13 protein-coding genes and 1 rRNA gene are annotated in these 14014 nt (G+C 50.6%); 3 read left to right on the forward strand and 11 right to left on the reverse strand.

What is annotated here, in order from left to right:
- The 4 genes from ACH6EH_RS14160 to ACH6EH_RS14175 form a co-directional block, all read right to left on the reverse strand.
- Nucleotides 1-225, reverse strand: a 16S ribosomal RNA gene (locus tag ACH6EH_RS14160); the annotation flags it as partial.
- Nucleotides 226-660: 435 nt separating this feature from the next.
- A complete protein-coding gene (gene hemG, locus ACH6EH_RS14165) occupies nt 661-2067 on the reverse strand; it encodes a protoporphyrinogen oxidase (RefSeq protein WP_397332797.1) in 1407 nt (468 codons plus the stop codon).
- Nucleotides 2068-2181: 114 nt separating this feature from the next.
- On the reverse strand, nt 2182-2523 hold the full coding sequence (locus ACH6EH_RS14170) for a DUF952 domain-containing protein (protein ID WP_397332798.1): 342 nt from the start codon (nt 2521-2523) through the stop codon (nt 2182-2184).
- Between the two features lie 11 nt (nt 2524-2534).
- Nucleotides 2535-3446, reverse strand: a complete 912-nt coding sequence (locus ACH6EH_RS14175; protein ID WP_397332799.1) for a LysR family transcriptional regulator — start codon at nt 3444-3446, stop codon at nt 2535-2537.
- Nucleotides 3447-3565: 119 nt separating this feature from the next.
- Here ACH6EH_RS14175 and ACH6EH_RS14180 point away from each other — a divergent pair, with 119 nt between their 5' ends.
- Entirely contained in the window at nt 3566-4639 is a 1074-nt protein-coding gene (locus ACH6EH_RS14180) for a branched-chain amino acid aminotransferase (protein WP_397332800.1), read from the forward strand.
- A gap of 51 nt (nt 4640-4690) precedes the next feature.
- Here the strand turns inward: ACH6EH_RS14180 and ACH6EH_RS14185 are convergent, their stop codons facing one another.
- Nucleotides 4691-6301 carry an ATP-binding protein gene (locus tag ACH6EH_RS14185; protein WP_397332801.1) on the reverse strand — a complete coding sequence of 537 codons (1611 nt, stop codon included), beginning with the start codon at nt 6299-6301 and terminating at the stop codon, nt 4691-4693.
- 391 nt (nt 6302-6692) lie between these two features.
- Here ACH6EH_RS14185 and ACH6EH_RS14190 point away from each other — a divergent pair, with 391 nt between their 5' ends.
- A complete protein-coding gene (locus ACH6EH_RS14190) occupies nt 6693-7274 on the forward strand; it encodes a thymidine kinase (protein ID WP_208203551.1) in 582 nt (193 codons plus the stop codon).
- A gap of 87 nt (nt 7275-7361) precedes the next feature.
- Nucleotides 7362-7970, forward strand: coding sequence for a TVP38/TMEM64 family protein (locus tag ACH6EH_RS14195; protein WP_397332802.1), 609 nt, complete (start codon nt 7362-7364; stop codon nt 7968-7970).
- 91 nt (nt 7971-8061) lie between these two features.
- On the opposite strand, the gene mnhG is transcribed toward ACH6EH_RS14195, so the two are convergent.
- From mnhG to ACH6EH_RS14225, 6 genes are read right to left on the reverse strand one after another with little or no spacing between them, the layout of a single operon-like run.
- Nucleotides 8062-8475, reverse strand: a complete 414-nt coding sequence (mnhG, locus tag ACH6EH_RS14200; RefSeq protein ID WP_397332893.1) for a monovalent cation/H(+) antiporter subunit G — start codon at nt 8473-8475, stop codon at nt 8062-8064.
- Nucleotides 8468-8749: a Na(+)/H(+) antiporter subunit F1 gene (locus tag ACH6EH_RS14205; protein ID WP_138225930.1), complete on the reverse strand. Its 282-nt coding sequence runs from the start codon at nt 8747-8749 to the stop codon at nt 8468-8470. The genes mnhG and ACH6EH_RS14205 overlap by 8 nt, the downstream gene beginning before the upstream one ends.
- Nucleotides 8746-9225: a Na+/H+ antiporter subunit E gene (locus ACH6EH_RS14210; RefSeq protein WP_138225931.1), complete on the reverse strand. Its 480-nt coding sequence runs from the start codon at nt 9223-9225 to the stop codon at nt 8746-8748. The genes ACH6EH_RS14205 and ACH6EH_RS14210 overlap by 4 nt, the downstream gene beginning before the upstream one ends.
- A gap of 5 nt (nt 9226-9230) precedes the next feature.
- Nucleotides 9231-10712, reverse strand: a complete 1482-nt coding sequence (locus ACH6EH_RS14215) for a Na+/H+ antiporter subunit D (protein ID WP_397332803.1) — start codon at nt 10710-10712, stop codon at nt 9231-9233.
- On the reverse strand, nt 10705-11043 hold the full coding sequence (locus tag ACH6EH_RS14220) for a Na(+)/H(+) antiporter subunit C (RefSeq protein WP_138225933.1): 339 nt from the start codon (nt 11041-11043) through the stop codon (nt 10705-10707). Before ACH6EH_RS14220 ends, ACH6EH_RS14215 begins: the two co-directional genes overlap by 8 nt.
- Nucleotides 11044-11045: 2 nt before the next feature.
- Complete coding sequence (locus ACH6EH_RS14225; RefSeq protein WP_397332804.1) at nt 11046-13904, reverse strand: Na+/H+ antiporter subunit A; 2859 nt, start codon at nt 13902-13904, stop codon at nt 11046-11048.
- Between the last annotated feature and the right edge of the window lie 110 nt (nt 13905-14014).

Genomic DNA, 14014 nt, shown 5'->3' on the forward strand with positions numbered 1-14014 from the left:
GATTGCTCCGCCTTTCCAGATCTCGCTATGCAGCGAAATCAACTATCCGGTATTAGCTACCGTTTCCGGTAGTTATCCCAGTCTTGAGGGCAGGTTGCCTACGTGTTACTCACCCGTCCGCCGCTAAGCATCAGGAGTGCAAGCACTCCATCAACTCCGCTCGACTTGCATGTATTAGGCACGCCGCCAGCGTTCGTCCTGAGCCAGGATCAAACTCTCCATGAAAGTTGAGTTCCATTGCTCATTTCAAAACTGACGAGATTATAAAATCTCATTATTGATCTCACCCGAAGGCAAGATCGGTTTAACTCACTCGTTGTTCAGTTTTCAAAGATCAATTCTGTTTCTCATTTCCGAAGTCTCTTGTTTCGACCCGGAATTAGATCATAACACACTGTCTATCTATTTAGCAAGCACTTTTTTCGAGAAGATTTAGAGCCTCGTGTGAACGACTAACTTTCCATACGATCCTCAACCCTAGCGATCAAGCTCTTGGCTTGCTTGTTCTGCTGCAATTTCTTGAGCAGATTTATAATTTAACATACATCCATGCTCACAGCAACTTGTAAAATAACCCAGCTAGCAAGGACAGCTGCACCTCTCTTGAAAAGGTGCTTCTTTCCTCAATAGCCGGGTTAACATGATACAACCACCAACACTTTAGCTTTGCTGCGCAGATAACAAACCCAGCAGTTGCTGAGCTGTCTTTTGCCCGTTCAGGATACAATCCGGAATACCGACTCCATAGTAGGAACAGCCGGCTAGATAAACGCCGGGCCACCGCTCTTGCATAGCGGCCTCCAGCTTCTCTACGATGCGGCGATGCTCTAAATGATAATTCGGCATATTATCCTGCCATCTCGTAACGACAGCCTCCACCGGCTTCTCACTTAAACCTAAAGAAGCAGTTACATCCTGCAGCGCAAGATCCTCCAGTTCCTGATCCGACATGCCACGCAGCTTATCATACTGAGGATTGGAGCTTTTATAGAATAAACGGACTAACAAGCGCCGGCTTTTGGAGGTATGCTCCCACTTCCGGCTGCTCCAGGTGCTTGCATCACATATTAATCCGAACTCAGACGCATTAATAAAGCCTGTCCCATCGCTTGGCAGACGGTGATCGGGAATATCAAACGCCAGATAGATGCTAATCATGGATTTCGTCAACAGGCCTTGAAACATCTCATCTAGCTCTCGGTCTTGAAGCAGTGCCTGGGTTGGAGCGCTGCCTCCGCTAAGCACCACCTGATCCGCTTCCAGTACAGATCCATTCGACAGCCTCAGCTTATAGCCTTGTCCGGACGCTTCCATGCTTTCAGCGGCTACCCCTTTATAAATGATAGCTCCTCCGGAGGAAAGCCTTTCTTCCAGCCTTTGAATCAAGAAAGACATGCCCCCCTGGAAGGAGATGAATTTCTTGTTCGCGGCACCCAGATAAAGCTTCCTGTTCTCATAAAGTCCTTGCACGATGCTGCCGTACTGATTCTTATAATCCAAAAGAAACGGCAGCGTGGATGCAATCGTCAAATCCCGAAGTTGACCGGAATACACTCCGGAAATAACGGGAGCAATCTGCTTTTCCACCAGCTCCTGTCCCAAAAAAGCCTCCAGGAACAAGCCCAGGGAGTCATCCTTGGTAAAAACTTCATTGGGTGTGTATAGATCCTTTAATGCCTCCAGCTTTCCTTCCGAAGAAACCAGCTCACTCTCGACTAAGGCCTGCACTCCCACCGGGATGCCGAACAATGAATCAGCGGGAATCTTCTTCAAGCCCGCATTTGTGTATATATAGGAGGTTCCAGTACCGTTATAAACGACCGCATCCTCGAGCCCCAGCTCCTGAATGAAAGGGAGCACATTGCTTTTTCGTGCCACGATCGAGTCAGCTCCGGTCTCCATGATAAAATCTTCTCTATACACCGTGCGGATCTTGCCTCCCAGCTCCGGCTCTGCCTCCACCAAGATCAGTTTCATGGCATCCTCAGCCGGGCGATCCCCCCGCTGCAAATAATAACACGTCGATAATCCTGTTATTCCTCCGCCAATAACGACGGTTGTTGTCATAATTAAGCACCTCGGTTTAGTTGCATCTTGCCGATTGCTAGTCTCCACCGGCTTTGTCTATTGTACCTCATCCCATCAAACTGCCGCAAAAAGGCCTCCTTCTCCAGACTCCCCTTAAGAAGGGGGCAGTTCATCTCCAGGAACGTTATCGTCAGGATCTGGATTGTATTCCACAATTCGCTCCACGGCATCCAGGTTCAAAGGGCCATAAATGTGCGGAAACTTCTTGCCTGTCTTATATAAGTCCTCATAGACGATGTCAGGAATCACCTTGCTTTCATCAATATAGAGGAGAAACAGTCCTTTTTGGCCCTTATAAAACGTATTCGCTACATTCAGCAGCTGCTCGGGAGTAGAGCAATGAATAAAGCCCTCTTTCTTTAGACTGGGAGGCGCGTATTCGCCGGCGACCAGTGCATTTTTCCAGGCTACCGTGTTCATAATATGCAAGATCATCAGAATCACCTCTATGGATTATTGTTTGGATCGGATCTGAAGCTGTCGATGAAACGCTCTGCACTTTTGGATAAATAGTGGTTCTTGAGCCATACGATGCCCACCTCGGACTGCAGTGCTGCATCCTCAATCTCCAGCATGGTCACCAAGCGCCCCATCGACATGGACATGACGGACTTTGGAAAAATGGTCACGCCAATGCCTTCAGCCACCAGTGACATAATAATAGAAACGCTGGAGCATTCACAAATAACCTGGGGCTCGAAGCCATGCTTTCGGCATTCGTTCATGACGGATTCATGCATTCGCGTTGTATAGTCTGTCTTTAAGGTTAGGATTGGACATTCGGCGAGCTCCGTCATCTTAATGGCGGACTTACCGCCGAACCGCGAAGCCCAGGCGCTCGGGATCACGGCCACGAACGGGTCCGAAGGAAGCGGCAGCACCTCACAGGGATCTGTATAGTGAAAAGCTTCAAAGGGCAGGCGGGCTACAATAAGCTCAATAACCCGCTTTTGCAGCAGGTCCCCGAGATAGGTATGATCCCCTTCCACGATCTTGTACGTCAGCCGGGGATACACCTCCCGCATTCGCTGGATGCGCCCGGGCAGCAGGGATACACAGGAAACGACGGAGCCGATGGAGAGCATGCCTCTCACACCCTCTTCGGTTTCCTTCACTTCATTTAAGGCTTCCTCGAACTGAGTGAGCAGCAGCTCTCCCCGCTGCCTCAGGAGCACGCCGGCCGAGGTCAGCTTCAGATGCCGGGAGCTCCGGTCGAACAGCCGCACTCCCAGCTCCTCCTCTATTTGTTTCAGCTGCCGGCTCAAGGGGGGCTGCTCCATGTTCAGCTTCTTGGCCGCACGGGTGACTTGACCTTCACGAGCGATGGCCAAAAAATATTTCAGCTGCCGTATATCCATACCTTCTCCTTCTTTCATACCGTCAGGGTATAATACCGAAACTAAATAGATACTTTTAATATACTTATTAACATGGTAGCATTCAATTAAGAATAATGTCATAGGGAGCGATGGGCAGTATGGGCACTAGCATCAGTATTGAACTCAGCACACACAAAAAGACTAAACCGCTTGCGAATGAGCGTGGCTTCGGCACTCATTTTTCAGATCATATGTTTATTATGGATTATGCAGAGGGCCAAGGGTGGTATAACCCGCGCGTCGTCCCTTACCAGCCGATTTCCCTGGACCCTGCGGCGAAAGTGTTTCATTATGGACAAACGATTTTTGAAGGCTTGAAGGCTTATAAGACCGGAGACGGAAGAGTGCTTCTGTTCAGACCGAGAAAGAATATGGAACGCTTGAACCGTTCCAATGACCGCTTGGGCGTTCCACATATTGATGAAGATCTTGCACTCGAGGCGCTGAATGCGCTGATCAAGGTCGATCAGGACTGGATTCCTGAAGAAAGCGGTCATTCCCTCTATATCCGCCCTTATGTGATTGCAACCCAGCCGGCACTCGGCGTGGATGCCTCCGCAGAATATAAATTTATGATCATCATGTCACCGGTTGGCAACTATTATCCGGAGGGCGTGAATCCGGTCAAGATCTATGTCGAGAATGAATATGTCCGCGCCGTACGCGGCGGTGTTGGCGAAGCCAAGACTGCGGGCAACTATGCAGCCAGTCTGAAGGCGCAGGAGATCGCCAAGCAGAAGGGCTACTCCCAGGTGCTCTGGCTTGACGGAGTACACCGCAAATATGTTGAGGAAGTCGGCAGCATGAACGTATTTTTCAAAATCAACGGTGTTGTGTACACCCCGGCCTTGAATGGCAGCATTCTGAACGGCATCACCCGCAGCTCCATCATTCAGCTGTTAAGAGACTGGGGGCTGACGGTAGAAGAGACTGCGATCTCGATTGAAGAGCTGTTTGCCGCCGCGCAAAGCGGAGCGCTTGAAGAAGCTTTTGGAACCGGCACGGCAGCCGTGATCTCCCCGATCGGTGAGCTGAACTGGAAGGATGAGAAGGCGGTTATTGGTGGAGGCGTAACCGGAGAGATCTCTGGCAAACTGTACGTTACGCTGACCGGCATCCAAAGAGGCCTCGTGCCAGATCCGTTCGGCTGGATGGTTGAAGTGGAGCTTTAAATCACGTGCGGATTGTATCCTATGGACCAGCCCTGAATGGGCTGGTTTTTTTCAATATTCATTAGATGCTTCAGAGTTGACGTGCCCGCCATCCCCGCCTCTGGAGGATACAGGCAGCTTCACGGTAAACGTGGTGCCCGCCCCAGGTGTGCTTTCAACCGTGATGTAGCCTCCGTGATCTTCAACGATTTTTTGACACAGGGATAATCCGAGCCCTGTCCCCTCCTCCTTCGTCGTGAAAAAAGGATCGAATATCCGATCCAGCACTTCAGATGGAATCCCGGTGCCATTATCCCTGACGGAGATTAGAGCCCAGGGCTCATCCCCCGTGAGTAACGAGAGATGGACGTGACCCGTATTTTCCATGGCCTGAAACGCATTGCGAATCAAATTGATGAGGACCTGGATGATCTTGTCACGATCCATATAAACCGTCACCTCACCCTCCACCTGCTCCATCGTGAAGGCGTGGCCCCTTGAAGCGGCTTCGGATTCACAAAGCGAGAACACTCTGCTCATACAGCCGCTCAAGCTGTCCAGCTTCATATTGCTCATATGCGGCTTGGAAAATTGCAGGAACTCGGCGGTCAGCTCCCCAACCCGTGTAATTTCCCCCATGATAACGTTGTACCAAGGCTGAATATTATAATTCTGCACCTTGGAGAGCTGGACAAAGCCACGGATTGCTGTCAGTGGATTCCGGATTTCGTGGGCCATGCCGGCAGCCAGCTCGCCGACGGTTTTCATTTTGGCAGAACGGATAAATTCCTCCTGGCTCTTCAGCCAGGTCTCGCGCCGCATTTGAAAAATCCGATCCTCGGCTTTACTGATAACCTCCTGAAACGTCCCGGCTTCCTCCGGGTACGTGGTTACACTGTAGGTGATCTGAACTCCTAAATCCTCAAAGGAGTCCAGACCCTTCACCTCACTGTATGCCGGAATTAAGATTGCAAATCGGTCTCCGGCATAACGCGCCGCGGCAAGCATCTCGGCGAAATGGCGGCGAATATGCACCGAGAAACGGACCAGGATGTCATTAGCCGACGTCATATCCTTGGCGTTCAGGGACTGGAAATTGTTAATGTCCAGCAGAACGATACGAAACGCGGTGCGGCTCAGTGTAAGCTGCTGCACTCTTTTCATATAGCCTTCATAATTGAGGAAGCCGGTGAGCGGATCGTGATTCATGAGGTAGTTGTTTTGCTTTGCTAATGTTTTTTTCTCGGTTTCAATGCGAATGATGTTATGGAAAGTAGAAATGATGACAAGTGATGAAATAATATCGAATACCGATACGAGTAAGGAATACGTGGTGAGAGGCGAGTAAGTTAATCGAATGGCCGTATATTGAATCGTAATTAGCGCCGCACAGGGCAGCATATGCTTGAATCTCCAGTTGTACTGGATGACGCCGGTAATCTGAATGTAATAAAGCAGCAGACACCAGTTTAATTGACTGGCATAATGAAAAATACCGAGCAGGCCGAATTGAAGCAGCAGGATATGAGGAAATCTTTTTTCCAGCCACATACTGCCGGTCAGCAGTACCGAGGAGAGAAGCATCAGCGGCAGGCTGCTCTCCAGATCCAGCACCGAAGAAGCTATAATGATGAATAGCACGATCGGCGGGATAAACATTAATTTGAATTTATGAATGGACAACAGACTCACTCCATAGAAGATGTTTGTCATTGCACAAGCTTTTCCATTATCAGTTATAACAAATTCATCGGGAAATGAATAGAAAAAAACATTCCTGTTATCATGTGTAAGCTTCGAAACAGCTTCCAGCTAGAGTGAATAGGTATCGAGCATCAGGACTTCAAACCCCTTTATGCCTGCAGCGTTCATGAATTCCAAATCCCAAGGACCAGCTTACTTCATTTTGGGCATGGCTTTGAACAGCATATGCAAACCTTTGTCTACGCCCAGGGACTCAATTTCATTTCAATCTTTGACTTTAGGGTAAGCATACAGGTACAATAGTCCCTGCCTTAAGCATTTACATAAGCTGGTATGAAGAAATTAGGCGGTTTAAAGAAAGGATTGTCACATGGCTCAGTTATTTTTTAAATATGGCAGCATGAATAGCGGAAAATCGATCGAAATTTTGAAGGTCGCCCATAATTACGAGGAGCAGAACAAGCCTGTGCTGATCTTCACCTCTGCGTTAGATGACCGGGATGAGGTGGGTTATGTGTCCTCTCGAATCGGCCTCAGACGAAAGGCCACTCCGATCTCAGAGCAGACAGATGTTTATGAAATCGTCTCCCAGCATTCTCCAAAGCCCTTCTGTGTGCTGGTTGATGAATGCCAGTTCCTGTCCAAGGATAGCATCCTGCAGCTCGTTCGGATTGTGGATGAGCTACATGTTCCCGTGATGGGCTTCGGACTGAAGAATGATTTCCGCAACGAGCTGTTCGAAGGCAGCCGCTGGATGCTCGTGTATGCTGATAAAATTGAAGAGATGAAGACGATCTGCTGGTTTTGCGAACGTAAGGCGATCATGAACCTGCGATTAAAAAACGGTCAGCCTATATATTCCGGTGAACAGATTGAAATTGGTGGCAATGAATCGTATGTACCGGTATGCCGGAAATGCCACGCCCGCCCGCCGCTGGATCTCCCCGTGTAAGCAGCAGCTTCAAGGCTTAACACTCAGGGTATGTTTGGATTAAAGACATAAATTTATCGGACAAGAACAGGAGCGATCAAATTCATCATGCTGGATTGGTTACAGGAAGCACTACGAACACTTAAACACTTGAATATGGGTCAAATTGAGGCCTGGCTGCAAGAGTATTCCCGCCTGGGCCCGCTCCCCGGCATTCTTATTTCTTTCTTCGAGGCCTTCCTGCCTTTCCTTCCCTTGATTGTTATCGTCATGGGCAATGCTGCCGCATACGGCCTGTGGCTGGGCTTTCTGTATTCCTGGATCGGCGTGTCCCTGGGAGCGCTGGCTGTATTCTGGCTTGTGCGCAAGGTCGGGGGCCGGCTGGGGGAATGGATACAGCGACGGATGCCGGGAGCTCAGCGTTTTTTTCACTGGATCGAGGATAAGGGCTTCACCCCCATCTTTATCCTGTACTGCTTCCCCTTCACTCCGTCCTCGCTGGTTAACATTGCAGCCGGCATCAGCTCAGTTCCCGTGACGACGTTTATGATTGCAGTTCTCTCCGGCAAGGCTGTTATGATCTTCATGGTTGCCTTTATCGGCCATGATTGGCAGGGGTTTATTCAACAGCCGTGGCGTATTATAGTCGCCGTTGCTGTGCTGGGCTTACTCTGGCTTGGCGGCAAGAAACTGGAGAACCGTTATCATCACGCTTAACATGGATCAGATCAGATTACAAATAAGCCCGTTAGAACCATCCGTGCGGCGGAAGGCTCTAACGGGCTTATTCACTAATGATAAGTTGACATTAACCTTGGGTCACGTCATTGCGAGTGGCCCGCTTCTTGGGGGAAGCATCGGCCTGATCCTGATATTGCTTCCGGATTACCGGACCGAGCTCATCATGCTGGCTCTTCTCCCACAGCGGAATTCCCGAGCGGTACGCAGCCCTGCCGTTGAGATGACCAGCCACCGGAGATGTAATAAATACAAATATGATCCCGAGGATCAGCTTCGCGCTAATATGATCGACATAAACCATAAAGTACAGGAAGGCTCCCGTAAGAATCAGGAGCACGCCAAGTGTGGCGCTCTTGGTCGCGGCATGGGAACGGAGATACACATCCGGCAGACGAATCAGCCCGAAAGCACTGACCGCGCTAAGCAAAGCACCTGCCAGCACAATCAAGCCGATCAAGAGTTCCCCGACTTCTTTAATCATTGTCGCGTTCAATGACGTCCCCCCTCTCTATATATCTCGCCAGAGCCGTCGTGCCGATAAAGGTCAGAATGCCGATCAGCAGAATAATATCGAAATAATACATCGTCTCCAGCAGCATCGAAAGAACCGCCACGATGGACAGCAGAATGATTCCGATCGTGTCCAGGGCAATAATCCGATCATTCATTGAGGGACCGGCAATAAGGCGGTATACGCAGCCCAGTACAGCCAGAGAAAGCACGGCAAGTGAGGCCATCAGCAGTACGTCCATCATCGGCGGGTCACCTCCATAATGGCTTTTTCAAACGTGTTCCGGATTTGGCTGGACACCTGATCCACATCATCAATATCCATAGCGTGAATATATAAGGTTTTCTTATCCGGCGATACTTCCATTGTCAGCGTGCCCGGCGTCAGGCAGATCAGCAGTGACAGCACGGTCACCTCCCAGTCCGATTTCAGCTCCGTATCATAAGCAAAAATGCCGGGGCGAATATCAAGCCGGGGGCGAAGCACCTGCGCAATGACCGCGAAGCTGGATTTTAACAGCTCGGAGAGGAAGAGCAGCAGCAGCTTGAATAGAGACCATAGCTTTTTCAAATAGAAATCCTGAGTCCAAAAGCGGTTCAGCATCCCAATGAGAATGGCACCGATGATATAGCCTAGTATAAAGCGGGCAGCGGACAAATCGGAATACAAGAACATCCAGACAACAGCAATAATAATATTGAGCAGGATTTGATGACCCATCAGCATTACTCCTTTAGCACGGCATCGATATAAAGTGACGGATTGGAGAGCACTTCACCCGCTTGCCCGGCAAAAGAATACACCCATTCCGCTCCTAGTCCGAAGCCGAGGACAATAATTAATAACGCAGTAACTGAAACATATACGGGTGCGGGCCATTTCTTGCGGTCTACGGCCGGCAGCATAGGATCATCTCTCCAGAAAGCTCCAATGAAGACGTTCATGAGGGAGTACAGCACCATAAGGCTGGAGAACACGGCAATCCCCGTCAGCCAGTAATCCGCAGCGGAGATTCCGCCGGAGACGATGAGCAGCTTCCCTGCAAAGCCGCTTAACGGAGGAATACCGACCAGCGCCAGAGTGGTGATAAAGAACATCCATCCTACTGCCGGATAGGTCTTGATCAGCCCTCCCATCTGATTCAGACTGCTGCTCCCCGCTGCCGAAATGATCATTCCTCCCAGCAAGAACAGCAAGGCTTTAGCAATCATGTCATGCAGCAGATACAGCACCGTTCCGTCAAAGGCTTCACGGGTACCGACAGACAAGCCGAACGCGATAAAACCAACACTGATAATTACATTATAATTCAGCACGCGGTGAATATCCTTGTATGCCGCTGCGCCAAGGCCACCCAGCAGCATGGTGGCAGCAGCCAGCCAGCCAATCAGCGAATGGGTGAAGCCCTGATCATGATAAAAAATGAGCGAGAAGGTGCGAATCAGCGCGTATAGGCCGACCTTGGTTAATAATGCACCGAACAGGGCAATTACCGCGGTTGGCGGTACACTGTAAGACCCGGGAAGCCAGAAGAATAGAAACAGTCCGGCTTTCAGTGCAAAGACGATGAGGAACATGACTGCAATACTGTTCAGCATGCCTCCTTGCTGCGCTTCTGCCACCCTTTCCGACAAGTGAGCCATATTCAGCGTGCCTACCGCTCCATACAGATAAGCCATAGCAGCCACGAACAGGGTGGAAGATAGAATATTGATCAGTATATATTTCAGCGTTTCGCGCAGCTGCCGTTTGGTTCCGCCCAGCACAATGAGAGCGTAGGACGAGATCAGCATAACCTCAAAGCAGACAAACAGGTTAAACAAATCTCCCGTCAGAAAAGAGCCAATCACTCCGGCCAGCAAAAACTGTACAAAGGGGTAAAAGTAGTATTGCTCCCTCTTCTCTCCGATGGTTCGAAACGCGAACAACAGGGATGCTGCAGCCGCTGCCAGTGTAATGAGCACTAGAAGTGCTGCAAACATATCAGCGACAAAAACAATTCCGTATGGCGGAAGCCACCCGCCCATATACAAGGTCTGAATGCCGTCTCGGCTGATCTGACCTACGAGCAGGACAGTGACAGCCAGATTGATCAGCACACTGACGAGGCTGATTCCGCGCTGAAGCCGAACCTTTTTGGACAGAAAGATCAGAATCACTGCTGTAACGAGCGGAAGCAGCAGTGGAAGCACAACCCAATTATTCATCCTCGTTCCCCCTCAGCTCTTCCATATCATCCGTGCCCAGGCGCTGGTATGCCTTATAGGCCAGCACGAAGAAGAAGGAGGTTACTCCAAAGCTGATCACGATGGAAGTCAGAATCAATGCCTGGGGTAGTGGATCTACATAAGCTTCTGCTTTCTCGCCCAGCAGCGGGGCCGCTCCCGTCTTCAGCTTCGCCGTCGTCAGCAGCAGCAGGTGAATGCCATGCGTTAGCAGTGAAGTGCCCAGAATGATCCGCAGCAGGCTCTTGGACAGAATCAGGTACAATCCCACGGCGAACAGAACGCCGATCGCTATTGCCATATATAATTCCATAACTAATTGTCCCTCCCGATGGAATAGATGATCGTCATCGTGACGCCTACAACCGCGAGGTATACACCCAGATCGAACAGCACGGCCGTCGCAAGCTCGGTATCTCCCAGGAGCGGAAGCATAAAGTGATCAAAGGTATGACTGAGGAACGGAGCATCAAACAGGAATGACCCGATCCCCGTCAGCAGCGCAATGAGCAGGCCCGCTCCGATCAATGTGCGGTAATTCACGGGAATGATCTTCTGGCTGATGTTCAGGCCAAAGGCCATGGACAGAAGCACGAGCGCTGCCGCCGTCATCAAGCCGCCAATAAAGCCGCCGCCGGTGCTGTTATGCCCGGACAGGAACAGATAAAGTGCAAACGTCAAAATAATAAACACGACCAGCTTCGAAATCGTGCGCAGAATTACATCATTGCTGCCTGGCAGCAGCGTATCCACCCGTCTTGCCCCGAAGCCCAAAATCTCGTCTCCGGAATCGATCTTGATCAGTCCATAAATGCCGAGTGCTGCGATGCCAAGCACCATAATTTCAAGCAGCGTATCAAAGCCCCGGAAGTCCACCAGGATGACGTTCACGACATTCTTGCCTCCGGCCAGCGGCTTGCTCTGCTCCAAATAATAATCGGAAATGGCTGTAAACATCGGATTGCTGGCTGCGCCCAGTGCCAGCATCGTAACCATGATGCCTACCGCAACCGAGATCACTGCATTGACCCACTTGAAGCTGGGTTTCACCTGCTCCTTGCTCAGCTTCGGCAAATGATAGAAGCAGAGCAGGAACAGCATGACAGAAACCGTCTCCACAATCATCTGGGTTAACGCCAGATCCGGCGCACGGAACAGAACGAAGAACAGGGTCACCATATACCCGGACATCCCTGTGAGAATAATGGCAATCAACCGATTCTGCACAAACGGCAGCACCAGCACAGAGCCGATCAGCGCGATGATCACAACAGCCTCATAAAAAGAAATCGGGGCAAAGCCTGAAACATCCACCGAGAGGCCGCCGGACTGGACGATTGAATAGGCCAGCAGCAGCACAAAGGCAGCGAAAATGTAGATAACATAATGCCGAATCGATCCGGTCATATAGGTCTTCGTAATTCGGCGGCTGCCGCGGTTGTAAGCTTCAAGCGACCGGTCATACAGCCGATTCAGCGTGAAGCGGTCCGAAAGCGGTGTGCTTAACAGCCGGAATCTGCCCAGCAGCTGATAGATGATAAAGCCGAACACAATGACTCCGAGCGTCATCATAATCTCCAGATTCCAGCCATGCCAGAACGTAATATGAACATCAAACTGCTCTCCCTCTGACAGCAGGCTTGGCATAACCGCAGCCATCGCCGGCTCGATCAGGGAATGGGAAACCAGGCCCGGGAAGAAGCCCAGGATCACGACCAGAGAAGCTAGCACAACCGGCGGGATCAGCATGCCAAGCGGTGCTTCATGCGGGGTTTTCATCAGCTCCTTAGGCTTATACGTGCCTCTGAAGGTTTTGAATACCAGCATCATGCTGTATACGAATGTGAAAATACTCGCTACCCAGGCCACGACAGGAATGAGCACGCCCCAGGTGTCCAGGCTCCAGAAATCCAGCTTCGCTGCATTCAGGACAGAGGTGAAGAACATCTCTTTGCTGAGGAAGCCATTGAACGGAGGCAGGCCCGCCATGGAAAAGGCTCCAATGACCGCGATCGTAAATGTAATCGGCATGAGTGCCATCAAGCCGCCGAGCTTGCGGATATCCCGCGTGCCGGTTTCATGATCGACGATCCCGACAACCATAAACAACGCTCCCTTAAAGGTGGCGTGGTTAATCAGATGGAAGATCGCCGCTGTGGTCGCCTTCGTGTAATACAGAGCTTCCGGCGTGCCGCTGTAATAAGCGGATACCGAGCCCAGTCCGAACAACGACATGATCAGGCCTAACTGGCTAATGGTAGAGAACGCCAGCAGCGCCTTCAGGTCTGTCTGCTTGACGGCTTTGACCGAGCCATAGATCAAGGTGCACAGACCTGCTCCGGAGACCAGCCAGAACCACGCTTGCTGTCCGGCAAACACGGGTGTAAACCTTGCCACCAGATAGATGCCGGCCTTTACCATCGTAGCCGAGTGAAGATATGCACTGACCGGCGTCGGGGCTTCCATCGCATCCGGCAGCCAGATGTGAAACGGAAACTGAGCCGATTTGGTAAATGCGCCGAGAAGGAGCAGCAGCATGGCCGGTATAAAGAGGCTATGGTTCATGATCTCAGCCGACCGGCTGATCAGCTCTCTCACGCTCATCGTATCCGCCATGATCGAAAGCATGAGGAAGCCGGTGAACATCGCGAGTCCCCCGAACACCGTGATGAGCATGGATTTCATAGCTCCATATCTGGACCGCTCCCGGTGGTACCAGAACGCGATCAGGAGGAAGGAGGAAATGCTCGTTAATTCCCAGAACCCGTACAGCACCATCATGTTGTCCGAGAGCACGACACCGAGCATGGCTCCCATAAACAGAAGCAGATAGACATAGAAGCGGTGCACTGCCTCTTTCTTTTTATCCATATAATAGATGGAGTATAGAACCACCAGCATCCCGATTCCGGAGATCAGCAGGGAAAAGAGCAGGCTAAGCCCATCCAAAACGACAGAAAATTGAATGTTCAGAGACGGAATCCAAGGAATTTCGTACAGTTCCCCTCCTTTCTGCTGAACGACCGGTATCCGGCTCAGGAAATAGGCAAATATGAAAACGGGCAGCGGCAGGACAATCCAGCCGGTGTGCAGTCTTTTCACCTTTAAGCCGAACATGCCAGCCACAGCGGCATACAAAAGGGGTGCCAAAATGGCAATGTGAAGAAGCGACAAGATGATTCCTCCTTAAGAAATGAATGTCTTTCCAAAGTATTTCCACTTCAATCCATAAAAACTCTAAAAAACACAAAAAGAGCCCACATTTGGCAGGCTCCTCCGGGACT

Origin of the sequence: Paenibacillus sp. JSM ZJ436 (assembly GCF_044383795.1) — a bacterium.
Lineage (GTDB): Bacteria > Bacillota > Bacilli > Paenibacillales > Paenibacillaceae > Paenibacillus_AQ > Paenibacillus_AQ algicola.

Bases quoted from the DNA above. Each gene is read 5' to 3' on its own strand.
- hemG (WP_397332797.1), bottom strand. From the start codon at position 2,067: ATGACAACAACCGTCGTTATTGGCGGAGGAATAACAGGATTATCGACG.
- ACH6EH_RS14170 (WP_397332798.1), bottom strand. From the start codon at position 2,523: ATGATCTTGCATATTATGAACACGGTAGCCTGGAAAAATGCACTGGTC.
- ACH6EH_RS14175 (WP_397332799.1), bottom strand. From the start codon at position 3,446: ATGGATATACGGCAGCTGAAATATTTTTTGGCCATCGCTCGTGAAGGT.
- ACH6EH_RS14180 (WP_397332800.1), top strand. From the start codon at position 3,566: ATGGGCACTAGCATCAGTATTGAACTCAGCACACACAAAAAGACTAAA.
- ACH6EH_RS14190 (WP_208203551.1), top strand. From the start codon at position 6,693: ATGGCTCAGTTATTTTTTAAATATGGCAGCATGAATAGCGGAAAATCG.
- ACH6EH_RS14195 (WP_397332802.1), top strand. From the start codon at position 7,362: ATGCTGGATTGGTTACAGGAAGCACTACGAACACTTAAACACTTGAAT.
- mnhG (WP_397332893.1), bottom strand. From the start codon at position 8,475: ATGATTAAAGAAGTCGGGGAACTCTTGATCGGCTTGATTGTGCTGGCA.
- ACH6EH_RS14205 (WP_138225930.1), bottom strand. From the start codon at position 8,749: ATGATGGACGTACTGCTGATGGCCTCACTTGCCGTGCTTTCTCTGGCT.
- ACH6EH_RS14210 (WP_138225931.1), bottom strand. From the start codon at position 9,225: ATGGGTCATCAAATCCTGCTCAATATTATTATTGCTGTTGTCTGGATG.
- ACH6EH_RS14215 (WP_397332803.1), bottom strand. From the start codon at position 10,712: ATGAATAATTGGGTTGTGCTTCCACTGCTGCTTCCGCTCGTTACAGCA.
- ACH6EH_RS14220 (WP_138225933.1), bottom strand. From the start codon at position 11,043: ATGGAATTATATATGGCAATAGCGATCGGCGTTCTGTTCGCCGTGGGA.